The organism is Cyanobium sp. Morenito 9A2, assembly GCF_024345575.1.
GTDB lineage: Bacteria > Cyanobacteriota > Cyanobacteriia > PCC-6307 > Cyanobiaceae > ATX-6F1.
This window is the reverse complement of the sequence record NZ_JAGQBJ010000010.1, coordinates 77,459-96,997: the sequence shown is the minus strand read 5'-3', so window position 1 is coordinate 96,997 and position 19,539 is coordinate 77,459. Positions and strand designations below refer to the sequence as shown.

Genomic DNA, 19,539 nt, shown 5'->3' with positions numbered 1-19,539 from the left:
CATGGGGTTGACCGATTGGATGGGAACGTTTGGCAAGGCCCAGGCCCTGGACCTGAGCAATGATCTGGAGCGGGCCTATGAGGCCGCGCTGCTGATTCAGAGCCTTGAGCTGGAGTACTACAACGATCGTCCGGTTAGGCCTGAGCTGGAGCTCAGTATTCCCCGCTCCACCAAGGCGCAGATGTTGCGCCGCTTCCGTGCTGCCCTCCAGGTTTGCCGCCAGGCGCTCGACCAGCTCGAACCCCGTCGCCAGGAGTTCGTCGGTCAGGAGCTGCGCCAGCTGCAACTGATTGAGGCGGTGACGGCCCGTTACCTGGGGCGGAGCCCCCTGCCGAGCATCAGTCGCTCTCCCGACATGCTCCCCCGGAGTCTGCTGGGGGTATTCGATGGTGTGCGTCGCCAGCTGGATCCTGAGGCGGAGGCCACGGTGGTGGCCGGCTTCCGGCGCCGACGGGACTCCACCCTCGTGTCGCTGCGCATTCTGTTGCTGCTGATCCTGGTGCCCGTGTTGGTGCAGCAGGTGAGTCGGACCTATGTGATCTCACCCCTGGTGGATCGCTTGGCCCCCGATTTGCCCTTCCTGACCTATCCACGTCCCCAGCTCGAGGAGGAGGCCGCCAAGCAACTGCGCCTCTATCAGTCTGAGATTGAATTCGACGCCCTGCTTCGGGGGGCTGAGATTCCCAATCGGGATGAGTTGCGCTCGAAATTGGCCGAAAAAGCCAGTGAGCTCAAGGAAGAGGCCGATAGTCAAAGTTCAGATGCGATCAAAAATATCATTGCCGACGGCGCTGGCTTGCTGGGCTTTTTGCTGGTCTGTCTCTTTGGACGTCAGGAGCTACGCGTGTTGCGCGGTTTTCTCGACGAAGTGATTTACGGCCTCAGTGATAGTGCCAAAGCGTTTGCGATCATCCTATTCACCGACATCTTCGTTGGTTTTCACAGCCCTGAGGGTTGGACAGTCCTGCTGGGAGGCATCGCTCACCACTTCGGTTTGCCAGCTGAAGAGAACTTTGTTTTGCTATTTATCGCCACTTTCCCTGTGATCCTGGCAACGATCTTCAAGTACTGGATCTTCCGTTATCTCAACCGTGTCTCGCCTTCCTCGGTGGCCACCCTGCGCAACATGAACGGTGGGGGCTGAGCTCACCCTGATCACGGGCCCGAGTCGAGGCGCAAAGAGCCGCTGGGCAGAACATCTTGCCCGCCGGGCGGAGGCCGGGGTGATCTACGTCGCCACAGGGCCCGCCTTGCCCCTGGACCTCGACTGGCAGCGGCGACTCGATCGGCACCGTGCCCGCAGGCCCAGCACCTGGCGGCTTGAGGAAGTCGGGGCCGACCTGCCCGACTTCCTGCGCGCCGCGTCCGCACACAACGTGCTTCTGATCGACTCCCTGGGCACCTGGCTGGCCTATCACCTTGACCTCAGCGCGGGCGAGTGGGAGCTCCAGCAGCAGGCCTTGCTCAGTGCGGTCGGCGCCTGCACCGCACCGATGCTGGTGGTGGCGGAGGAGTGTGGCTGGGGCGTGGTGCCGGCCACGGCGGTGGGTGGCCGTTTCCGCGATCGTCTTGGGCGCCTGGAACAGCTTTTGATGGCCCAGGCCCAGGCCGCTTGGCTCGTGCTCCATGGCCGTGCCATCGATTTGCTGGCCTGCAGTCTTCCTGTGCCGGAGGGCTGAGGCGATGCCCCAGGTGGTGTTGTTTCAGCCCCAGATCCCCCCCAACACCGGCAACGTGGCGCGCACCTGTGCGGCCACTGGTACGCCGTTGCATCTGATCGAACCGTTGGGTTTCACGATCGATGACCGCCAGCTCAGGCGTGCTGGGCTCGATTACTGGCCTTGGGTGAGTCTCGAGCGCCATCTCAACCTCGAGCGGTTTGAGCATGAGCGGCAACGGCAGGGGGGGCGCCTCGTGGCCCTCAGCAGCCAGGCCAGCGTCCCGCACCATGGATTTGCCTTTCAGAGCGACGACTGGCTGCTCTTCGGGCGCGAGACCGATGGCCTGCCCGTAGCCCTCCTGGAGCGCTCCGATGCCTGCCTGGCAATCCCGATGCCCCGCGGCACCAGGGCCGGCGGGGGGGTGCGCAGCCTCAATCTTTCGGTGGCCGTGGGGGTGGTGCTGTTCGAGGCCCTCCGTCAGCTGGATCTCTTGCAGTGACAATGTTTTTCGCCGTTTCCAGCCGTTCATCCGACCCCATGGACTTGCCGTGGATGGTTCAAGCCGCTACTCTCTGCCCGACCTGGGGATAGTGGCTTCTCCACCGGGTCTTGTCCGATGGGGAAATTTGCATGAAGCCTTTAAAAAACCTGATACGCCATCCACTGACCCGTTGGTCACTGGTGGGACTGCCCATTCTCGGAATCACAGGCCTGCTCGGGGCCGCTGCCATTCCAGGTCTCGCTGACTCCAAGCCCGAGCGTATCGATCTCGGCTCCCTTGACGTCCCGCCTCCGATTGAGCTGGCCGCCTTGCCCAGCACCGAGAAGCTCTGGATCAAGGTTCGCTCCGATGTCACGGTCGAAGAGCTCTCCCAGCAGCTGGATGTCAATGAAACCAGGCTGGCCAAACTTAATGAGGTCGACGAAGACCACAGCTTCAAGCCCGGTGATTGGTTGGTGGTTCCCTCCCAGCAGTCCCGTAAGGCCAAGCTTCTCGCCTCCTTGGACACCTCGGAGCTCCGTCGTAACCCCCCGATACAGTCCCCCCCTCCCGTTGAGGAGTCGGCCTCGGTTCGATTCGGGGACAATCTGCTCAAGATTGCCCAGCGCTACGGGCTGACGCCCCAAGAGATTCTCCGCTTCAACCCAGGCCTGGAGGCCGCCCGACTGGTGGTGGGCACTCAACTGCGTCTGGCCCAGTCGGCACCGGGCCGCAGCCGCATGGTGCTGGGCCTCAATCCCGTAGGCAGCGGCGGCCTCAGCTGGCCTGAGCTGCCCCGGTTCGGTCAGCCCCAGCAAACGGATCCGTCCTTCAGCAGCAACGGCTGGATCTGGCCCGCCCAGGGGGTGTTCTCCTCGGGCTACGGCTGGCGTTGGGGCCGCATGCACAAAGGCATTGACGTGGCCAACAACGTCGGGACACCGATCCTCGCGGCCAAGTCCGGGCGCGTGGTCGTGGCGGGCTGGAGCAATGGCGGTTACGGCTACCTGGTCGACATCGTTCATGACGACGGGAGCCTCTCCCGCTACGCCCACAACAGCCGCCTGCTCGTCTCTGTCGGAGATGTCGTCCCCCAGGGTGCCGTGATTTCCCTGATGGGCAGCACCGGCAACAGCACCGGACCACACCTCCATTTCGAGATTCATCCCCCAGGCCAAGGGGCGATCAATCCCCTGCAGTTCCTTCCGTCCAAGGCCTGATCTCCATTGGCTTTTCAGCCTTTGGATTCACCCCCATCGTCTACACTCCAATCACAGCGGCTCGGTAGCTCAGCTGGTTAGAGCGTGGGATTCATAACCCCAAGGTCGGGAGTTCAAGTCTCCCCCGAGCCATTCATGGAGCGTTCGCTCGTTCCACAATCTCACCTGCCAACGTCGATGACGTTGGCTTTTTTATTACCTGTCCCGATGGGCCGTACCGCGCTGGATCGCCGTTGGGAGCTCAGCGCATGTCGATGGCGTTGAGACGATCACGGAAGCTCGAGGCCGAGGAGTTGCCGTCGGCATCGAAGCCGTAGGGATCATTGAGCGCCAGGGGTGTCATCTCCACCGGCATGGACAGCTGGGAGGCTGAACGGCGGTAGCGGCCTCCCTGTTGACCGGAGGAGCGAGGCTCGAGGCCGCGAACCCTGCGACTTGGACGCACCCCCGCGGCCAGGTCATCGGCGGCTCTTGTGAGGGGATGGGCCTTGAGCTCGCTGCGTAACTGGCTCAGCAGCCGGAAGTGCCCTGTGGCGTTGTACTTGCGAAGCAGGGCCGGATCCCAGGCCATGGAGACGTTGAGGCAGTGGTTTCAGATGCCCAGCCTATGGCGGCCACCACCCCTAGGGGATCCGTGATAAATTGTTGCCAGTAAAGCAGAAGTCGAACCGACTTCGCTCTTGCTCTCCCTTGCGATCCCGGCCGCTTCCGGCGCAAGGGTGCAGCGCACAACCTTTCACCCCTTTTCCCTATGACGACCACTGGAGCCCTCCGGGTGGGCCAGAGCGCCCCCGACTTCACCGCCACCGCCGTGGTGGACCAGGAATTCAAGGAGGTCACCCTGTCCCAGTACCGGGGCAAGTATGTGGTTTTGTTCTTCTACCCCCTCGATTTCACCTTCGTCTGCCCCACCGAAATCATCGCCTTCAGCGAGCGTTACGGCGATTTCACCAGCCGCAACACCGAAATTCTCGGAATCTCCGTCGATAGCCAGTTCAGCCACCTGGCCTGGGTGCAGACCGACCGCAAGCAGGGCGGCCTGGGCGACATCGCCTATCCGCTGGTCTCCGACCTCAAGAAGGAGATCGCCAGGGCCTACAACGTGCTCGATGAGGACGCTGGCATTGCCCTGCGCGGCCTGTTCATCATTGATCCTGATGGTGTGATCACCCACTCCACGATCAACAATCTGCCCGTGGGCCGCAGTGTCGAGGAGACCCTGCGGGTGCTTCAGGCCTTCCAGTACGTGCAGTCCCACCCGGATGAGGTCTGCCCCGCCAACTGGACCCCTGGGGAGAAGACCATGAATCCCGACCCGGTGAAGAGCAAGGAGTTTTTCGCTGCGGTGAACTAAGCCTTGACCAGCGCTATCGCGCTTGTCACTCGATCACTTGGGGGGGGCTTCGGCCCCCCTTTTTTCATCGCGACAGGCCGACGATCACAGCAGCGAAAGCGTGCCAGAGGTTCCATCCAGTCGCGCCCGACGCCCCAGGGGCAGGGGGGCATTGGGCCTCCCATGGCCCACGGGTAAAGTCAGCACAAGCGGGATCCCAAGATCTCCGAGCCGATCCATGAGCACCTCCTCCAGGCTCAGATCTCCGCTCTGAAGGTCCTCGGGCGTCCAGATGAAGTGGCCCAGACCGATCCCGGCGACGGCGCGGAGGTTTCCGCTGGTGCGCCATTGGGTCAACTGCCGATCCACACGGTAGGGGGCTTCGCCGACGTCTTCGAACACCAGCACCGCTCCGGTCAGGTCGGGGAACCAGGGGGTTCCGATGAGGTGGCTGGCCACCGTCAGGTTGGTGACCACCAGGGGCCTTTCGGCCTGGCCCGCCCGGCCCGGTCAGCCTTGCAGAGGGGCCACGGGCCGCCCCGCCAGCAGGGCGGTAAGCCGCTGCCAGTCGTCGCCCCAGGCCCCGAGGCCGGCGTGAACACCGCCACCGAGGCCGGCCGACAACTGCGCCAGCAGCAGGGCGCTGGCATCGGAGAAGCCCACACTCCAGAGCGGGCGTCGGGGTTGTCTCCAGCCGGCCTCCAGCAGCCGCGCGCTGCCCCAGCCACCACCGATCTGCAGGACGCCGTTCACGCCTTGATCCTTCCAGAGGAGCATCAGCCCCTGGGCGCGCTGGTTGTCGCTTGCGGAAAACCAACGTTGCCGGCCGAACACCTGCTCAGGCACCAGCAAGTTCCAGCCTTCCGCTTCGATGCGGCGGCGCAGCCCATCGAGCCAAGGGGCAGGCCGATCAATGCGGCTGGCGGGGTTGAAGGCCACCAGGTGGCTGCCGGCAGTCAGGGGCGGCGGGAAGGCCAGCCTGGGAACCGGAACTGAGTTGCCTACTCCCTGGGCGGCTGGGTGGAGGGCCTGGGTGGCGCCCGCCACCAACGAGCTGACACTGGCCAGGAGGAACTCGCGGCGCCCCAGGGCCATCAGCCCAGCAGGCTCTCGAGCAGCCGTCGTCCATCCACCCCGCCGGTGGCGGGATCGCAGGCCCGCTCCGGGTGGGGCATCAGCCCGAGCACATTGCCCGCCGCGTTGGTCACACCCGCCACATCGCCCACCGAGCCGTTGGGGTTGGTGGCGTAGCGCAGCACGATCGAGCCCTGATCCTCCAACATCTTGAGTTGATCCGGATCGACCTGATAGCGCCCCTCGCCGTGGGCGATCGGCAGGGTGATGGTCTCGCCGCTGCTGTAGCGACGCAACCAGCGGCACGGACCAGGCTCCACCGTCAGGCGCGAGGGCTCACAGAGAAAGTGAAGATGGCGGTTCCGCGTTAGCGCCCCAGGGAGCAGACCAAGTTCGGTGAGCACCTGAAAGCCGTTGCAGATGCCGAGCACCGCCCCGCCCCGCTCGGCAAAGGCCTTCACCTCCTCCAGCACCGGGGCAAAGCGGGCGATCGCCCCACAGCGCAGGTAGTCGCCGTAGCTGAAGCCACCGGGAAGCACGATTGCCTCCAGCCCCGAAAGGTCGCGCTCCTCATGCCAAAGGAAGCGCGTGGGAAGGCCAAGGCAACCTTCCGTTGCCCAGCGCACATCCCGGTCGCAGTTCGAACCGGGGAACACAACCACACCAAGGGTCATCGCGCGATCCGCCTCAGGAGGGGTGCTGGAGATCCAGCGTCCAATTCTCAATCACCGGATTGGCCAGGAGGCGGTCGCTGAGCAGCTCCAGCTGGGCGCGGGCTGCCTCGGCATCGGGGGCCTCCAGTTCCAGTTCCACGGCCTTGCCGATGCGCAAGCTCCTGAGGCCTCCGACCCCCAGCCGGGCGGCGGCAGCGCGGGTGGCCTCCCCGGCGGGATCCAGAACCGAGGGTCTCAGGGAGACCAACACACGGGCGGAAAAGAGGGGCACCGGAGCTGGGGGTGGTTTGTTAAATCTTCGCAGCCCGCCGCCCGTCGGATGCCGCGACTGTTCAGCGTGAAGGGAGACCTTCCCCCGGAGTCGAGGGGATGACCGCATCACCACTGGAGGAGCCCGGGCCTGGAGGGTGGGGAAGCCCGTTGCGCCGGGCGGCCTGGATGGTGTTGCCGGCCTCCCTGCTGGCGTCTGCTCTGGTGCTCGTGCCCGGTCTGGTGCTGGGGGCCATGGCAACGCAGGCCAGAGCTGAGGACGTGCCGTTGAGCTGCCGGATCGGCCAGGGACCCTGGCGCTCCTGCGTGATGACCGTGTCGGCTCCAGGCGTGCGCTGGAGGTTGCAGGTCGGAGACGAGCGCATCGAGTTCCGCCATGACGGCAGTGGCCGGGTCACGCTGCAGCGTCCGGGCGCGCGGGCTCAGTTGGTGAGCGGCCGCTGGATCGCCGCTCAGACGCTCTGTTGGGACGGGATCTGCGCCCGGGGAGAGCTGCCGTTGGACTGATCGAGGGCCGCTTCGAATTGATCCCTGTTGAGGTCGAGGCCTAGCACCACCAGATCCAGGGCCTCCTGGCCGCTGGTCGCTGCCGGGCCAGGGGCCGCTTCATACCAGCACTCCAGGCGCGGGCCAACGGCCTGAATCTGCAACGGGCGTGGCTTACCGGCCTGCCACAGGCGCCCCTTGAGGCGCAGGATGCTCTGCTGGCGGATCTGCTCCAGCAAGGCGGCCTCCAGGCGGCTGCGTTCGAAGCGACCTTCGATGTGGAGCGTGACCGACTGCATCGGCACATGGGTGTGACCGTGGTGATCACTGTGGTCGTGGTCACCTTGGACCTGTAGGTCTCCATGGGGGCCGCCCTCAAGCCGCTCAAACCCGAGCAGCAGATGGGGATCCACCACGCCTCGCTCCATGGTCAGCACCTGGGCACCGGGCCGCAGCGCCCGGGCCAGGCGGCGCTTCACATCCTGCAGTTGATCCCTGTTGAGGCCAGCGGCGCGGCTCACCAGCACCAGATCCGCCGCCTCGAGCTGTTCGTCGAACAGGGCCTCCAGGTCGTCGTGATGGTCAAGGCTGGGATCAGCTTGGCGCTGGGCCTCGAGGGCGGCGGGATCACCCACCACACTCCCTTGGGCCAGGGCTTCACCATCGACCACGGCCACAACGCCGTTCACCCGGGTGCGGGTGCGGATTTCGGGCCATTGAAAGGCCTGCACCAGGGGCTCCGGCAAGGCCAGGCCACTGGTTTCGACGACAATTCCATCGAGGCGGTCGGCCTGCAGCAGCAGGGTCTGCATCGTGGGCAGGAATTCGTCCTGGACCGTGCAGCAGAGGCAGCCGTTAGCCAGCTCCACCAGCCGGCCATCGAGCTCCTCCTCAGGGCAGAAGCCGCAGCTGCGCAGCAGGTCGCCATCGATGCCCACTTCGCCGAATTCGTTCACCAGCACCGCCAGCCGCAGACCGCTGTGGAGCAGCAGGTGGCGGAGCAGGGTGGTTTTGCCCGCGCCGAGAAAGCCCGTCACGACTGTGACGGGCAGGCGCTTGGTTGGGGTGGCGACCATCTCAGGGCACCACGGTGGTCCAGGCCAGGCTGGCGCCGATGCCGATCAGCACCCCGGCAGCGAGCTTGGTGTCAGCGGGGCTGAGACGGCTGCCCCAGCGACGCACCAGGGTGACAGCGGCGGTGAGCAGCAAGGCCTGGCTGATCAACAGTCCCAGCAGATAGAAGGCGATCGGGGTGGGCTCCCAGCCCAGCACCGCGGCGCTGAGCACGTAGCCGTGGAGCGCGAAGGCGGGCACCAGGATCGAGCGGGGCAGTCGGCCGTTGAGCACCAGGCCCACGGCCACGAGCGAAAGGGCCACCAGCACCTCGGCGCCTGGCAGGCCAGGCAACCAAAGGCCGAGACCTGAGGCCGCCAGCCCGGTTGCCAGCAGGCCCACCAGCCAGCGCCTGGGCTGCTGCAGACCCGCCAGCCCAAGGGCGAGCAGGAACAGCAGGTGATCGGGGCCCAGCACGGGGTGCCCCAGACCACTCAGGATCCCCGCCAGGGGACCAGGCTTGAGTTGAAAGAGGCCCATCAGGTGGTGGGCCGAGACGGGTGCTGCGCCCAGGAGGAGCAGGAGGGGAAGGGCAAGAGCGCCAAGCGCCAAACGTGATGGTGCGCGGCTGCCTCTGGGCGCCAGAGGCGCATCAGAACGATTCGTCATCGGGGAAAACCGGTCCGCGCCGGAGATGGAGGGTCGAAACCGGCGGGCGTTCTGACTGGACCGATCGCTGCCCAGGGGCAACGGGTCTTCACAGCTGCGGGACAGTGCCGGACTCAGAGCGAACTCCCCACCGGTCTTTCCCCGTTTCCTCCCCAGGCTGATCACCTGGGGAACCGGAAACCTGAATCTACCGGCACTCCAGGCTTTCCCTGGTGGCCACACCGGTTCGTGGGTTGACCCCATCCGCCCGCTGGCAGAGGGCACGCCGCTGGCTCAGATCCAGTACCGCATCACTGAAGTCGGCCCCGTCGATTTCCGCGCCCTGGAACTTGCTCTGCATCAGCATCGCGTTGCGCAGCACGGCTCCGCGCAGATCGCTGCGCTCGAAGCGGCTGGCGAAGGCGACCGCATCCTCGAGATCGGCGCCGCGGAGGTCACTGCCCTGGAGATCGCTGCTGTTGAAGACCACACCGCGCAGGTCGGCGCCACGGAAATTGAAACCCGCCAGATGGGCCTTGAGGAACTCCTGCTGGTGGAGATCCTGACCGTGGAGATCGGAGCTGAGGCCTTGGAAGGAACGCTGGCTTCGCAATTCGGGGGCGGTGATCGCCCAGCTCGGACTGGCAGAAGCGAGCCAGCCCCCTAACAACAGGGCGCCCAGGGCGATGGCGGTGAACAGGGTCTTGAGCACCGGCATTTAGCGTGGCCTTTCAAGTTATGGCAGGCCTCAGCAGCACCGTGACCCTTCCATGAGCATGTCCCTGCGGGTGGTGGTGCCACCCCACCCCCTGATCGGCCACTGGTTGACCCTGCTACGCGATCAGGACACCCCTCCCGCCCTGTTTGCCACGGCAATGGCGGAGTTGGGGCGTTGGCTCACCTATGAGGCCCTTCGGGACTGGCTGCCCCACCGCGCCATGCGGGTGCAGACCCCCCTGGCCGAAACCGACGGCCATGTGGTGGATGGGGCCGTGCCCCTGCTGGCGGTGCCGATCCTGCGGGCCGGCCTAGGGCTCTGGCAGGGGGCCCAGGCGGTGGTGCCGACGGCCCGCGTGGCCCACGTGGGCCTGCGCCGCGATGAGCACAGCGGCGAAGCCTCCTGGTATCTCGATCAGTTGCCCGAGACGATCGGCGAACGGGTGGGGGTGTTGGTGTTCGATCCGATGGTGGCCACCGCAGGCAGCCTCACCCAGGTGCTGGAGCGCCTGGAGGCCAAGGGGGTGAGCGGCCAGCGCGTGAGAGTGATTTCAGCCCTGGCGGCGACGCCTGGGCTGCGAAAGCTGGGGGAGCAGTTTCCTGATCTCACCCTCTATGCGGCCTGCATTGATGCGGAACTGGACGGCTCGTTCAGGATCGTCCCTGGGCTGGGGGATGCGGGTGATCGGCTCTATGGAACCCAGTCGCCGCACTATCTAGGCTGAATGGATCAGCTCACCTTCGGCAGACAGCGATCCCATGGCCCAGGGCGCCCCAGGCAATGATCACGGAACAGGAGGGGGCAGCGGCGTGTTGCTCAGCGCCGTGGCCGGTGCGGTGATCGGCGCCGCCGGCCTGGCCTGGTGGCTGCTCATTGAGGCCGAGCGACGCTCGCAGCAGCGCCGCCAACGGCGGGGCCTTGAGCTCTCGCGCCTCCAGAACGGTTCCCAGGAGGCGCTCCTGACGGCGGGCAAGCCCTTGGCAGATCAGGCGCTTCAAGACAAGGTGCAGCAACTCAATCGCGCCATCGAAGACGTGCGCCGCCAGCTCGAGAGCCTGACCCCCTGATCGGCTGGTTCGGCGGCGGGCCCGTTGGGCGGATCGGTAGGTTTCTTCTATTCAACTGCCACTGCCCATGCTCCGCTCTGCCGCCATCACCCAGGGTGTCCAGCGCTCTCCGAACCGGGCCATGTTGCGGGCGGTGGGTTTCGGTGACGGTGATTTCAACAAGCCGATCATCGGCATCGCCAACGGCTACAGCACGATCACGCCCTGCAATCTGGGCCTGAACGATCTCACCGAGCGGGCGGTGAGGGCCGCTCAGGCCGCCGGTGCCATGCCTCAGACCTTCGGCACGATCACCGTCAGCGATGGCATCTCGATGGGCACAGAAGGAATGAAGTATTCCCTGGTCTCCCGTGAGGTGATCGCCGATTCGATCGAAACGGCCTGCAATGCCCAGAGCATGGACGGGCTGCTGGCGATCGGCGGTTGCGACAAGAACATGCCCGGCGCCATGCTGGCCATGGCCCGCATGAACATCCCCGCGATCTTCGTCTACGGCGGCACGATCAAACCCGGCAAACTCGGCCCCTGCGATCTCACGGTGGTGAGCGCTTTCGAGGCAGTGGGGCAGTTCGCCGGTGGGCGCATCGCCCAGGAAGAACTCACGGCGATCGAGAAGAACGCCTGTCCCGGAGCCGGCAGCTGTGGCGGGATGTTCACCGCCAACACGATGAGTTCGGCCTTTGAGGCCATGGGGCTGAGCCTGCCCCGCAGCTCCACCATGGCCGCTGAAGATCCGGAGAAGGCGGAGAGCGCTGCCCGCTCCGCCGAGGTGCTGGTGCGGGCCATCGATGCGAACATCCGCCCCAGCGATCTGATCACCCGGGAATCACTCGAGAACGCCATCTCGGTGATCATGGCGGTGGGCGGCTCCACCAACTCCGTGTTGCACCTGCTGGCGATCGCGCGCACCGCTGGCGTTCCGCTCACGATTGACGATTTCGAGACGATCCGCCAACGGGTGCCCGTGATCTGTGATCTCAAACCCAGTGGCCGCTACGTGACCGTGGATCTCCATCAGGCCGGCGGCATCCCGCTTGTGATGAAGCTGCTGCTTGAGGCTGGTCTGCTCCATGGCAACGCTCGCACCATCGAAGGAAAGACCCTGCATGAGGTGCTGGCCGATGTTCCTTCTGAGCCCCCTTCCGATCAGGACGTCATCCGCCCGCTCTCGAATCCCCTCTATGCCCAGGGCCACCTGGCGATTCTGAAGGGCAACCTGGCTCGTGAGGGGGCTGTCGCCAAGATCAGTGGCATCAAGACGCCTGTGCTGACAGGCCCGGCACGGGTGTTCGAGAGTGAGGAGGAGGCCCTGGCCTCGATTCTCGACGGCGGGGTCAAGGCTGGAGACGTGGTGGTGGTCCGCAATGAGGGCCCGGTGGGCGGCCCGGGCATGCGCGAAATGCTCTCGCCCACGGCCGCCATTGTTGGTCAGGGACTGGGGGAGTCGGTGGCCTTGATCACGGATGGCCGATTCAGTGGAGGCTCCTACGGTCTCGTGGTGGGTCATGTGGCCCCGGAGGCTGCCGTGGGCGGCACCATCGGCCTGGTGCAGGAGGGCGACAGCATCACTGTGGATGCCCATCAGCTGTTGATTCAACTGAACGTCGATGAGGAGGAGCTGGACCGTCGCCGGGGCGCCTGGGTGAGGCCGGCACCCCGCTACACCACTGGAGTGCTCGGGAAGTACGCCCGCCTGGTGAGCAGCAGCAGCAAAGGTGCCGTCACCGACGTGGTGTTTTAAGCGGAGCCGACTGCCCTAGAGCAGGGCATGGAGACGGCGGGCGAGGGCTTCAAGCGCCTCGCCGCCCACGGGCCGCGGACAGCGTTGGCCATTGCTGCTGTCCATCCAGACCGGATGCCCCCCATGCCAGAGCAGCGGTTCGCCTTCTGGCTCCACCCTGGAGAGCATCAGATTGTGGCCGTCGCCGCTGCGGTAGATCTCCAGCTCGATGTCCTGCTCTGGCTTGCGGCAACCCTCCCCATCACGGGCCTGTAGGAGAAGCGCCCAGTCATCGGTTTCAGGATCGTGCGGAAGCTCAGCAGCAGCCGGGTGCTGGGGAACGACCGCATGGCGCAGGGGTTTGAAGCAGACATCGGCAGCTGCGGCCACCAGCTGGGGCGGGATCACGGAAGGGCGCGGATCGCTTCGAGGGTGAGCCTCAGAGGGCCAGCTCGAAAGCCGTTGTTCAGCCCACCGTCGTCACTGAATCTTGAGTGGAGCACCTGGAGGCGAGTGACGCGGCAGGCCTCAAAACTCCAGGGTTGTTGCCTGGGCCTGGCCCGCACACTGGCCTTGAGGCTGGCGAAGGGGATCGTCACCTGGGTGAGGCCGCTGGATTCGGTGGCGAATTCCGCCACCCAGCGCAGACCGCCAGGGATCAGTTCGGTGAGGCCGCCCAGCCCATCGGCGCAGGCCAGGGCCAGCTTGAAGCGCCGCCCGTCCGCGCGGAGGTCGAGCTGCAGGCCGCTGTAGGCCGAGAGATCCAGCGGCGGAGAGAAAACAGGGGAACGACAGCTCACGAAACCTCCACCGGCCTCGACCACTTCGGCGTCCATCACCAGACCCTTCGAGCCGCTTGTGCAACCGCCGCTGCTCTGGCCGCCCATCACGGTGTCGTTGAGGGCATGCCAGCCGGAGAATCCGGCGCCTGAAACCAGCAGCAGCGGCCTGGTGGGGGGATGGCTGGGGGTCTGGGTGGGGAGCTGAACCATCGCCGTCACCTTCAAGGGCAGGGGCAGCACCAGAGTCGGGTCCGCATGGAGCACAGCCTAGGGAGGGGTGGTCTGACCCTGATCCCTCTCCTCCAACCCACCGGCGGCGGCCCGATCCGCCAACACGAGCACCGGCGCGGCGGGTTGCACCAGCCGCGCCGGCGTGCGCTCGGAAGGCTCCACGGGATCCAGCAGCCTGGCCAGGGCCTGGCGCTTTCCTTCCCCAGCCACGAGGAACACCACCTGGCGAGCGGCACTGAGCACCGGAGCCGTGAGGCTGATCCGCGCCAGACCCTTGCCAAGGCCAACGGTCACGGTGCGATCGAGGGCCTGGGTGGCCTTGGTGTGGGGGAAGAGGGAGGCCGTATGCCCGTCATCGCCCAGGCCCAGCAGAATCAGATCGAACACGGGCGGTTGCCCGGGGCAAAGCTGACGTAGGAGATGGGAAAAGGCGGCGGCCCCTAGTTCGGGCGTGGCCTCGCCCGTGGGCACCGGATGGAAACACGCGTGTTGGCCGGGGGGTTCGGCCAACAGGGTTTCCCGCAGCATCAGGGCATTGCTGGCTGGATCGTCTTCGGCCACCCAGCGCTCGTCGCCGAGCAGCACATCCACCCGTTCCCAGGGCAGATGCTGACGCCCCAGTTGTCGGTAGGCCTCAGCCGGCGTCGTCCCCCCGGAGAGGGCGATCTGGGCGCGCTCCCGCTGGGCCAGGGCCAGATCGATGGCCGTGGCGATGGTGGTGCTGGCCTGTTGGGCGAGGGAGGCAGGGTCCTCGCTGATCTGGAGGAGATAGTCGCTCAAGACAACCACTCGGTGTGGAAGGCTCCCTCCCGGTCCACACGCTGGTAAGTGTGGGCGCCGAAGCAGTCGCGCATGGCCTGCAGGAGGTTCTGGGGCAGACGACCGGTGCGGTAGCTGTCGACGTAATCGAGCGAGCTGCTCAGGCATGGCACCGGGATGCCGGCCTGGGCAGCGCCGGCCACCACCTGGCGCAGGCCCGGCAGGCACCGGTTCACCTGGGCGGCGAACCAGGGGTCGACGATCAGGTTGGCCAGGCCTGGGTTGCTGCCGTAGGCGTTCTGGATGCGCTGCAACAGCCGGGCGCGGATAATGCAGCCCCCCTTCCAGATCTGGGCGATCGCCGAGAGATCGAGGTTGTAGTCGTGTAGCTTCGAAGCTTCCACCAGCAGCGCCATGCCCTGGGCGTAACTGACGATGGCCGCCAGGGTGATCGCATCCCTCAGGGGCGCCATTCCATCGGCGGGTGTGCCCAGATCAAGGGAGAGTGCTGGCGGGCCCGGAATCAGCGGCTCGGCGGCCAGCCGCTCTGCTTGCATGGAACTCATCACGCGCGCGTTGAGGGCGGCATAGAGGGTGGGCACCGGAACGCCCATCTCCAGGGCACTCACCACCGTCCACAGACCGGTTCCTTTCTGCCCGGCCACATCGAGGATCTTCTCCACCAGATCGCCGCCGTCCTCGGGATCGCGGGTGCGCAGACACACCTCGGTGATCTCGACCAGATAAGAGGAGAGTTCCTCGAGCTCGTTCCAACCCTTGAACACATCCGCCATCGCCAGGCCGCCAAGGCCGGCCGTGCGCTTCATCAGGTCGTAGGCCTCCACCAGGATCTGCTCGATCCCGTATTCGATGCCGTTGTGCACCGTCTTGACGAAGTGGCCGGCGCCGCCGGGGCCGATGTAGGTGACGCAGGGGCCGTCCTCCACCTGAGCGGCCATCTTGCGCACGAGGCTCTCGATCGCGTCGTAAGCGCTGCGGGTGCCGCCGGGCATCATGCTCGGCCCCTCCAGGGCCCCTTTGGCCCCACCGGACACCCCCATGCCGATGTAGCCGAAGCTGCGGCTTTCCAGCTCCTTCACCCGCCGCTCGGTGTCGGTGTAGAGGGAATTGCCGCCGTCAATGAGTAAATCACCCTCCTCCAGGTAGGGGGCAATGGCGGCGATGGTGGCGTCGATCGGTGAACCGGCCTTGATCATCATCAAGATGCGCCGGGGTCGTTCCAGCTTGGCGACGAAATCCTCGAGGGAGTCGGCGCCGATGATCTGCTTACCGGCGCCACGGCCATGGAGGAACTCCTCGGTCTTGGCGTAGGTGCGGTTGTAAACGACGCTCGAGAAGCCGTTGCGCTCGGCATTGAGCACCAGGTTCTCCCCCATCACCCCCAGCCCGATCAGACCAAAGTGGGCCTTTGTCATGCGTGGGCAACTCCGTGGTGTTCGCCGACCAGTGTGGCCAGTGGAACCCCCGATGGACACGCCCCGGGCTTGCTTGTCAGCAACAGATCACGGGAACCGCCGGGGCTGGCCCACTCAGATCACGCTGCCATCGGCAATCGAGCCGTTCTTGACCACCACCACGACGCCGTTGCGGATGTAGAAGCCCAGTTCAGGACGATCGGCTTCTTCCACATGGTCCTTGTTGACGATCGTGACGTCGCGGCCGATGCGCGCGTTTTTGTCGAGAATCGCTTTTCGCACGGTGGTGCCCCGCCCCACTCCGAGCGGAATGCCCCCCCGGTCACGTAACACGGCCCGTTCTTCACTGGATTCGAAAAAGTCGGCTCCCATCACCAGGGTGTCCTGGAGCACAACCTCACTTTCGATGCGGGTCCGCACCCCGAGCACGCAATGGTGAATGCTGCAGGCCTTGAGCATGGAGCCCTCGCCGATGATGGATTGGGTCACCTGCGCATCGAGGAGTTTGCTTGGTGGCAGATAACGGGGCCTGGTGTAGATAGGGAATTTTTCGTCGTAGAAGGAAAAGGCCGGATCCGGTTGAACTGTCAAAGCCAGGTTGGCCTCGTAGAAGGCGCCGATCGTGCCGATGTCTTCCCAGTAGTCGTTGAAGACGTAGCTCTGGAGATTCTTGCCAGCGTCAAGGGCAGCTGGGATAATTTCATTGCCGAAATCTGTGGCCTCGGGATGCTTCTCCAGCAGATCGAACAACGTGTCCCTGCTGAAGACGTAGATCCCCATGGATGCCAGATAGGGCTTCAATCTGGCGTCCTCGTCCTTGAGCCCGAACCGGGAGGTGTCCACACGCATGGCCTCCAGCGCCTCGCCCGTGGGCTTCTCCCGGAATTCGCGGATCCGGCCGGTCTCTTCCGTGCGCATCAGCCCGAAACCCTCGGCCTGGGCGGCATCCACCGGCAGGGCCGCGACGGTGAGGTCAGCACCGGTGGCGATGTGGTGCTCGACGAAAAGGCTGTAATCCATTCGATAGAGCTGGTCGCCGGAGAGGATCAGATACTGATCCACATCCCACTCCTGAAGCAGCCACTGATACTTGCGAACCGCATCGGCGGTACCTTCAAACCAGCTGGGGCTCTCGGGGGTCTGTTGGGCGGCGAGCACCTCGACGAAACCCTGGCCAAATCCGGCCGATAGGTTGTAGGTCTGGCTGAGGTGACGATTGAGAGAGGCACTGTTGAACTGCGTCAACACGTACATCTTGTTGATGCCTGAATTGATACAGTTGCTGATCGGTATATCGATCAGCCGGTACTTCCCGGCCAGGGGGACGGCAGGCTTGGCGCGTGTCCTGGTGAGGGGATAGAGCCGCTTTCCGGCTCCGCCGCCGAGAATGATGGCCAGGACACGCTTCATTAATGACAACCTCAGAGGGTATGTGGATCCCAACACCGTACTGGAGCGCTTGGCCTCTCAGAGCTCGATCGGAGGTTCATGCAACTCAAAAAGATCTTGCAAAACCTTCATGGCCGCGTGGCGTTGCTGCCGCGGCTGGGGTGCGCGCAGGTTGGTGACGGGGGTGTGGAGAATCTTGTTGATGATGCCCTTGCTCAGGGCTTCCACCACCTTGCGCTCGCGGGCGGAGAGATCGGGTCCCATGCGGCTGAGAGCCTTCTGGAGTTCCTGTTCGCGGATGTCCTCGAGCTGCAGGCGCAGGCGGTTGACCACCGGCACCGCCTCCAGACCATCCCACCACTCCAGGAACTGGCGGCTCTCCTCCTGAAGCACCACCTCGGCCTCTGCCGCCATCTCGCGTCGGGCCTCCTGGTTGCGGGTTACCACCTCTTGGAGATCATCGACGTCGTAGGAGTCGACACCGGGCAGATCCTGCACATCGGAGCCGATGTTGCGGGGCACACCGATGTCGATGAGCATCAACGAGGAACGGCGGTTGAGCACCGAGAGCCGTGAGCGATCGATGATCGGCTCTTCGGCCGCCGTGCTGGTGAACACCAGCGAGCAGGTGCTCAGGCAGTGGTCGAGATCAGCGAGGGGTCTGCATTGGACCGGGAATTCGGGGAAATCGGCGGCCAAGGCTTCGGCCCGCTCCAGGGTGCGGTTGAGCAGCACCACGGCCTTGCAGCCCTTGGATTGGAGGTGCTGAAGCAGCAAGCGAGACATCCTGCCGGCGCCGACCACGGCCACCTGCTCCTGCTCCAAGCTCACGAGTTCATCGAGCCCACGGGCCTGACCCACCTTGAGCTGGGCGAGTTCCACAGCCGCTGAGCTGATTGAAACAGCGCCGGTGCCCAGGTTGGTTTCGGTTCGGACACGCTTGCCGGTGCTCACCGCCTGGTTGAGCAGGCGATTGAGGATCGGGCCGATCGAGCGGTGCTCCTGCCCGAGGCGGACCATTTTTTTGACCTGGGAGAGGATTTGACCTTCCCCGAGCACGAGGCTGTCGAGCCCCGAGGCCACGCGCATCAAATGGGCCACCGCCTCCTCGTGGTGGTAGGTGAACAGGTGCGGGGTCAGTTCGGTGAAAGCAAGGCCGGAGTGCGCACTGAGGAACGAGCCCACAGCTGAGACGCCCTGCTCCGGGTGGCGGAGCAGGGCGTAGATCTCCAGCCTGTTGCAGGTGCTGAGGATCGATGCCTCAATCACCTGCTCCTCTGAGCCGAGCTGGTGGAGCGAATCCTCGAGTTTCTGTTCGGGGATGCTCAACCGCTCCCGAATCTCCACCGGTGCCGTGCGATGGCTCAGACCGATGACGGCGATGTGCATGGAGACAGACCTCGTGGGCCCTGGGGGGTTCGGATCAGTTCAGAGCGATGCTCTGGGCGCCCGGCTTGATGTGGATGGTGTTGGTGAAGCGGGCAGTGTTGTCGAGGGTGCTGATGATCAGGCTGCTCGTGCGGACGCAGTCCTTTTCGAACTTGACCCCATGGAACAGCAGGCCATCGGTGATACCGCTTCCAGCGAAGACCACATTCTCACCGGAGGCCAGCTCCTCGGCCTCGTAGACCTTGTCGATGTCGGTGATGCCCATTTCGTTGAGTCGGGCGATGTTGCCTTCCTTGGTGTAGTCAGCCCATTCGGAGGTCTGGGCCACGGCGGGGTCATAGACCAGCTGACCCTGGAAATGGCCTCCGAGGGCGCGCAGGGCGGCGGCGGAGATCACACCCTCGGGGGCGGCACCGATGCCGAACAGGGCATGGGTCCCGGTGCCGGCGAAGCCACAGGCGATCGCGGCCTGCACGTCACCGTCGGAGATCGGCTTGACCCGGGCGCCGGTCGCACGGATTTCGGCGATCAGGTCCTTGTGGCGGGCCCGGTCCATCACCACGATCACCAGCTCGCTGGCGGCCAGGCCAAGTACCTCGCTGAGGATCGCGATGTTTTCAGTTGCCGACTTGCGGATGTCCACCTTCCCCTTGGCGGCCGGGGGGGCTGCCAGTTTCTTCATGTAGAAATCAGGGGCGTTGAACAGCCCGCCCCGGTCGGAAGCGGCCAGCACGGCCATGGAGCCGTCCTGATTGTTGGCGCACAGGTTGGTGCCTTCGCAGGGATCGACGGCGAAGTCCACGCCTGGACCTGTGCCGCTTCCCACTTCCTCACCGATGTAGAGCATCGGCGCCTCATCGCGCTCGCCTTCGCCGATCACGATCCGGCCTTGCATCTGGATCTGACCCATGCGCTTGCGCATGGCTTCGACGGCGGCGGCATCGGCCTCGTCCTTTTGGCCCAGACCGGTCAGTTTCGCTGAGGCGATGGCCGCCTGTTCGACGACTTCGAGAATTTCCTGGATGAGGGTGCGATCCACGGCAGTCCGGCAGGGGTTGGGGGAGAAGGGGCGTCAACGAGAAGGCCACCGCCCCAGCCAGGCGTTGCCGGGTCCGGTGGCGGAAAGGTCAGGATCCTGCCGTGGCAGG

General features: G+C 65.1%; 24 protein-coding genes, 1 tRNA gene and 1 riboswitch. Of the genes, 10 read left to right on the top strand and 15 right to left on the bottom strand.

The window, feature by feature from the left end:
- Nucleotide 1 precedes the first annotated feature (1 nt).
- The 5 genes from pxcA (at nucleotide 2) to KBY88_RS12315 (ending at nucleotide 3,494) form a co-directional block, all read left to right on the top strand.
- Nucleotides 2-1,144, top strand: a complete 1,143-nt coding sequence (pxcA, locus tag KBY88_RS12335) for a proton extrusion protein PcxA (protein ID WP_254940234.1) — start codon at nucleotides 2-4, stop codon at nucleotides 1,142-1,144.
- Complete coding sequence (locus tag KBY88_RS12330; RefSeq protein WP_254940233.1) at nucleotides 1,134-1,679, top strand: bifunctional adenosylcobinamide kinase/adenosylcobinamide-phosphate guanylyltransferase; 546 nt, start codon at nucleotides 1,134-1,136, stop codon at nucleotides 1,677-1,679. The genes pxcA and KBY88_RS12330 overlap by 11 nt, the downstream gene beginning before the upstream one ends.
- A gap of 4 nt (nucleotides 1,680-1,683) precedes the next feature.
- A complete protein-coding gene (locus KBY88_RS12325) occupies nucleotides 1,684-2,160 on the top strand; it encodes a tRNA (cytidine(34)-2'-O)-methyltransferase (RefSeq protein ID WP_254940232.1) in 477 nt (158 codons plus the stop codon).
- 182 nt (nucleotides 2,161-2,342) lie between these two features.
- Nucleotides 2,343-3,362 (top strand): M23 family metallopeptidase, encoded by a 1,020-nt coding sequence (locus KBY88_RS12320; RefSeq protein ID WP_254940231.1) that lies wholly within the window; start codon nucleotides 2,343-2,345, stop codon nucleotides 3,360-3,362.
- 58 nt (nucleotides 3,363-3,420) lie between these two features.
- Nucleotides 3,421-3,494, top strand: a tRNA-Met gene (locus tag KBY88_RS12315).
- Nucleotides 3,495-3,603: 109 nt separating this feature from the next.
- Here the strand turns inward: KBY88_RS12315 and KBY88_RS12310 are convergent.
- On the bottom strand, nucleotides 3,604-3,933 hold the full coding sequence (locus tag KBY88_RS12310) for a hypothetical protein (protein WP_254940230.1): 330 nt from the start codon (nucleotides 3,931-3,933) through the stop codon (nucleotides 3,604-3,606).
- Nucleotides 3,934-4,113: 180 nt separating this feature from the next.
- On the opposite strand from KBY88_RS12310, the gene KBY88_RS12305 reads away from it, so the two are divergent.
- The gene (locus KBY88_RS12305) at nucleotides 4,114-4,716 is read left to right on the top strand and encodes a peroxiredoxin (RefSeq protein ID WP_254940229.1); all 603 of its coding nucleotides are present in this window, start codon (nucleotides 4,114-4,116) and stop codon (nucleotides 4,714-4,716) included.
- A gap of 84 nt (nucleotides 4,717-4,800) precedes the next feature.
- Here KBY88_RS12305 and KBY88_RS12300 read toward each other — a convergent pair whose 3' ends face one another.
- The 4 genes from KBY88_RS12300 to purS are packed head-to-tail and all read right to left on the bottom strand — an operon-like array spanning nucleotide 4,801 to nucleotide 6,714.
- A complete protein-coding gene (locus KBY88_RS12300) occupies nucleotides 4,801-5,172 on the bottom strand; it encodes a S66 peptidase family protein (protein ID WP_254940228.1) in 372 nt (123 codons plus the stop codon).
- A gap of 33 nt (nucleotides 5,173-5,205) precedes the next feature.
- A complete protein-coding gene (locus KBY88_RS12295; RefSeq protein WP_254940227.1) occupies nucleotides 5,206-5,790 on the bottom strand; it encodes an LD-carboxypeptidase in 585 nt (194 codons plus the stop codon).
- Entirely contained in the window at nucleotides 5,790-6,443 is a 654-nt protein-coding gene (gene purQ, locus KBY88_RS12290) for a phosphoribosylformylglycinamidine synthase subunit PurQ (protein ID WP_254940226.1), read from the bottom strand. Before purQ ends, KBY88_RS12295 begins: the two co-directional genes overlap by 1 nt.
- A gap of 13 nt (nucleotides 6,444-6,456) precedes the next feature.
- Nucleotides 6,457-6,714 (bottom strand): phosphoribosylformylglycinamidine synthase subunit PurS, encoded by a 258-nt coding sequence (purS, locus tag KBY88_RS12285; RefSeq protein WP_254940225.1) that lies wholly within the window; start codon nucleotides 6,712-6,714, stop codon nucleotides 6,457-6,459.
- Between the two features lie 98 nt (nucleotides 6,715-6,812).
- Here purS and KBY88_RS12280 point away from each other — a divergent pair, with 98 nt between their 5' ends.
- Nucleotides 6,813-7,220 carry a hypothetical protein gene (locus KBY88_RS12280; RefSeq protein WP_254940224.1) on the top strand — a complete coding sequence of 136 codons (408 nt, stop codon included), beginning with the start codon at nucleotides 6,813-6,815 and terminating at the stop codon, nucleotides 7,218-7,220.
- Here KBY88_RS12280 and cobW read toward each other — a convergent pair.
- From cobW to KBY88_RS12265, 3 genes are all read right to left on the bottom strand, one after another.
- A complete protein-coding gene (cobW, locus tag KBY88_RS12275; protein WP_254940223.1) occupies nucleotides 7,166-8,275 on the bottom strand; it encodes a cobalamin biosynthesis protein CobW in 1,110 nt (369 codons plus the stop codon). The two genes, KBY88_RS12280 and cobW, sit on opposite strands and share 55 nt — an antisense overlap.
- A gap of 1 nt (nucleotide 8,276) precedes the next feature.
- Nucleotides 8,277-8,921, bottom strand: a complete 645-nt coding sequence (locus KBY88_RS12270) for a HupE/UreJ family protein (protein ID WP_254940222.1) — start codon at nucleotides 8,919-8,921, stop codon at nucleotides 8,277-8,279.
- 24 nt (nucleotides 8,922-8,945) lie between these two features.
- Nucleotides 8,946-9,111: riboswitch (cobalamin riboswitch) on the bottom strand.
- Nucleotides 9,109-9,618 carry a pentapeptide repeat-containing protein gene (locus KBY88_RS12265; RefSeq protein ID WP_254940221.1) on the bottom strand — a complete coding sequence of 170 codons (510 nt, stop codon included), beginning with the start codon at nucleotides 9,616-9,618 and terminating at the stop codon, nucleotides 9,109-9,111. Its footprint overlaps the riboswitch before it by 3 nt.
- A 52-nt stretch (nucleotides 9,619-9,670) precedes the next feature.
- Here KBY88_RS12265 and upp point away from each other — a divergent pair, with 52 nt between their 5' ends.
- The 3 genes from upp to ilvD all read left to right on the top strand — a co-directional run bounded on the left by upp (nucleotide 9,671) and on the right by ilvD (nucleotide 12,426).
- Complete coding sequence (gene upp / locus KBY88_RS12260) at nucleotides 9,671-10,342, top strand: uracil phosphoribosyltransferase (RefSeq protein WP_254940220.1); 672 nt, start codon at nucleotides 9,671-9,673, stop codon at nucleotides 10,340-10,342.
- A gap of 34 nt (nucleotides 10,343-10,376) precedes the next feature.
- Complete coding sequence (locus tag KBY88_RS12255) at nucleotides 10,377-10,685, top strand: hypothetical protein (RefSeq protein WP_254940219.1); 309 nt, start codon at nucleotides 10,377-10,379, stop codon at nucleotides 10,683-10,685.
- Nucleotides 10,686-10,752: 67 nt separating this feature from the next.
- The gene (gene ilvD, locus KBY88_RS12250) at nucleotides 10,753-12,426 is read left to right on the top strand and encodes a dihydroxy-acid dehydratase (RefSeq protein ID WP_254940218.1); all 1,674 of its coding nucleotides are present in this window, start codon (nucleotides 10,753-10,755) and stop codon (nucleotides 12,424-12,426) included.
- Between the two features lie 15 nt (nucleotides 12,427-12,441).
- Here ilvD and KBY88_RS12245 read toward each other — a convergent pair whose 3' ends face one another.
- The 7 genes from KBY88_RS12245 to glpX all read right to left on the bottom strand — a co-directional run bounded on the left by KBY88_RS12245 (nucleotide 12,442) and on the right by glpX (nucleotide 19,430).
- Nucleotides 12,442-12,813, bottom strand: a complete 372-nt coding sequence (locus KBY88_RS12245; protein ID WP_254940217.1) for a DUF8659 family protein — start codon at nucleotides 12,811-12,813, stop codon at nucleotides 12,442-12,444.
- Nucleotides 12,810-13,397, bottom strand: a complete 588-nt coding sequence (locus KBY88_RS12240; RefSeq protein ID WP_254940252.1) for a CIA30 family protein — start codon at nucleotides 13,395-13,397, stop codon at nucleotides 12,810-12,812. Before KBY88_RS12240 ends, KBY88_RS12245 begins: the two co-directional genes overlap by 4 nt.
- A gap of 57 nt (nucleotides 13,398-13,454) precedes the next feature.
- Nucleotides 13,455-14,198 carry a 6-phosphogluconolactonase gene (gene pgl / locus KBY88_RS12235; protein WP_254940216.1) on the bottom strand — a complete coding sequence of 248 codons (744 nt, stop codon included), beginning with the start codon at nucleotides 14,196-14,198 and terminating at the stop codon, nucleotides 13,455-13,457.
- The gene (gene gnd, locus KBY88_RS12230; RefSeq protein WP_254940215.1) at nucleotides 14,195-15,613 is read right to left on the bottom strand and encodes an NADP-dependent phosphogluconate dehydrogenase; all 1,419 of its coding nucleotides are present in this window, start codon (nucleotides 15,611-15,613) and stop codon (nucleotides 14,195-14,197) included. The genes pgl and gnd overlap by 4 nt, the downstream gene beginning before the upstream one ends.
- A gap of 114 nt (nucleotides 15,614-15,727) precedes the next feature.
- The gene (locus KBY88_RS12225; RefSeq protein ID WP_254940214.1) at nucleotides 15,728-17,023 is read right to left on the bottom strand and encodes a glucose-1-phosphate adenylyltransferase; all 1,296 of its coding nucleotides are present in this window, start codon (nucleotides 17,021-17,023) and stop codon (nucleotides 15,728-15,730) included.
- 57 nt (nucleotides 17,024-17,080) lie between these two features.
- Entirely contained in the window at nucleotides 17,081-18,391 is a 1,311-nt protein-coding gene (locus KBY88_RS12220; protein WP_254940213.1) for a glutamyl-tRNA reductase, read from the bottom strand.
- Nucleotides 18,392-18,425: 34 nt separating this feature from the next.
- Nucleotides 18,426-19,430 carry a class II fructose-bisphosphatase gene (glpX, locus tag KBY88_RS12215; protein WP_254940212.1) on the bottom strand — a complete coding sequence of 335 codons (1,005 nt, stop codon included), beginning with the start codon at nucleotides 19,428-19,430 and terminating at the stop codon, nucleotides 18,426-18,428.
- Between the last annotated feature and the right edge of the window lie 109 nt (nucleotides 19,431-19,539).

Coding starts and splice junctions, on each gene's coding strand:
- upp (WP_254940220.1), top strand. CDS start 9,671: ATGAGCATGTCCCTGCGGGTGGTGGTGCCACCCCACCCCCTGATCGGC.
- KBY88_RS12270 (WP_254940222.1), bottom strand. CDS start 8,921: ATGACGAATCGTTCTGATGCGCCTCTGGCGCCCAGAGGCAGCCGCGCA.
- pxcA (WP_254940234.1), top strand. CDS start 2: ATGGGGTTGACCGATTGGATGGGAACGTTTGGCAAGGCCCAGGCCCTG.
- KBY88_RS12220 (WP_254940213.1), bottom strand. CDS start 18,391: ATGCACATCGCCGTCATCGGTCTGAGCCATCGCACGGCACCGGTGGAG.
- KBY88_RS12265 (WP_254940221.1), bottom strand. CDS start 9,618: ATGCCGGTGCTCAAGACCCTGTTCACCGCCATCGCCCTGGGCGCCCTG.
- KBY88_RS12255 (WP_254940219.1), top strand. CDS start 10,377: ATGGCCCAGGGCGCCCCAGGCAATGATCACGGAACAGGAGGGGGCAGC.
- KBY88_RS12305 (WP_254940229.1), top strand. CDS start 4,114: ATGACGACCACTGGAGCCCTCCGGGTGGGCCAGAGCGCCCCCGACTTC.
- KBY88_RS12280 (WP_254940224.1), top strand. CDS start 6,813: ATGACCGCATCACCACTGGAGGAGCCCGGGCCTGGAGGGTGGGGAAGC.
- KBY88_RS12225 (WP_254940214.1), bottom strand. CDS start 17,023: ATGAAGCGTGTCCTGGCCATCATTCTCGGCGGCGGAGCCGGAAAGCGG.
- cobW (WP_254940223.1), bottom strand. CDS start 8,275: ATGGTCGCCACCCCAACCAAGCGCCTGCCCGTCACAGTCGTGACGGGC.
- KBY88_RS12325 (WP_254940232.1), top strand. CDS start 1,684: ATGCCCCAGGTGGTGTTGTTTCAGCCCCAGATCCCCCCCAACACCGGC.
- purQ (WP_254940226.1), bottom strand. CDS start 6,443: ATGACCCTTGGTGTGGTTGTGTTCCCCGGTTCGAACTGCGACCGGGAT.
- gnd (WP_254940215.1), bottom strand. CDS start 15,613: ATGACAAAGGCCCACTTTGGTCTGATCGGGCTGGGGGTGATGGGGGAG.
- KBY88_RS12240 (WP_254940252.1), bottom strand. CDS start 13,397: ATGGTTCAGCTCCCCACCCAGACCCCCAGCCATCCCCCCACCAGGCCG.
- KBY88_RS12295 (WP_254940227.1), bottom strand. CDS start 5,790: ATGGCCCTGGGGCGCCGCGAGTTCCTCCTGGCCAGTGTCAGCTCGTTG.
- ilvD (WP_254940218.1), top strand. CDS start 10,753: ATGCTCCGCTCTGCCGCCATCACCCAGGGTGTCCAGCGCTCTCCGAAC.
- KBY88_RS12310 (WP_254940230.1), bottom strand. CDS start 3,933: ATGGCCTGGGATCCGGCCCTGCTTCGCAAGTACAACGCCACAGGGCAC.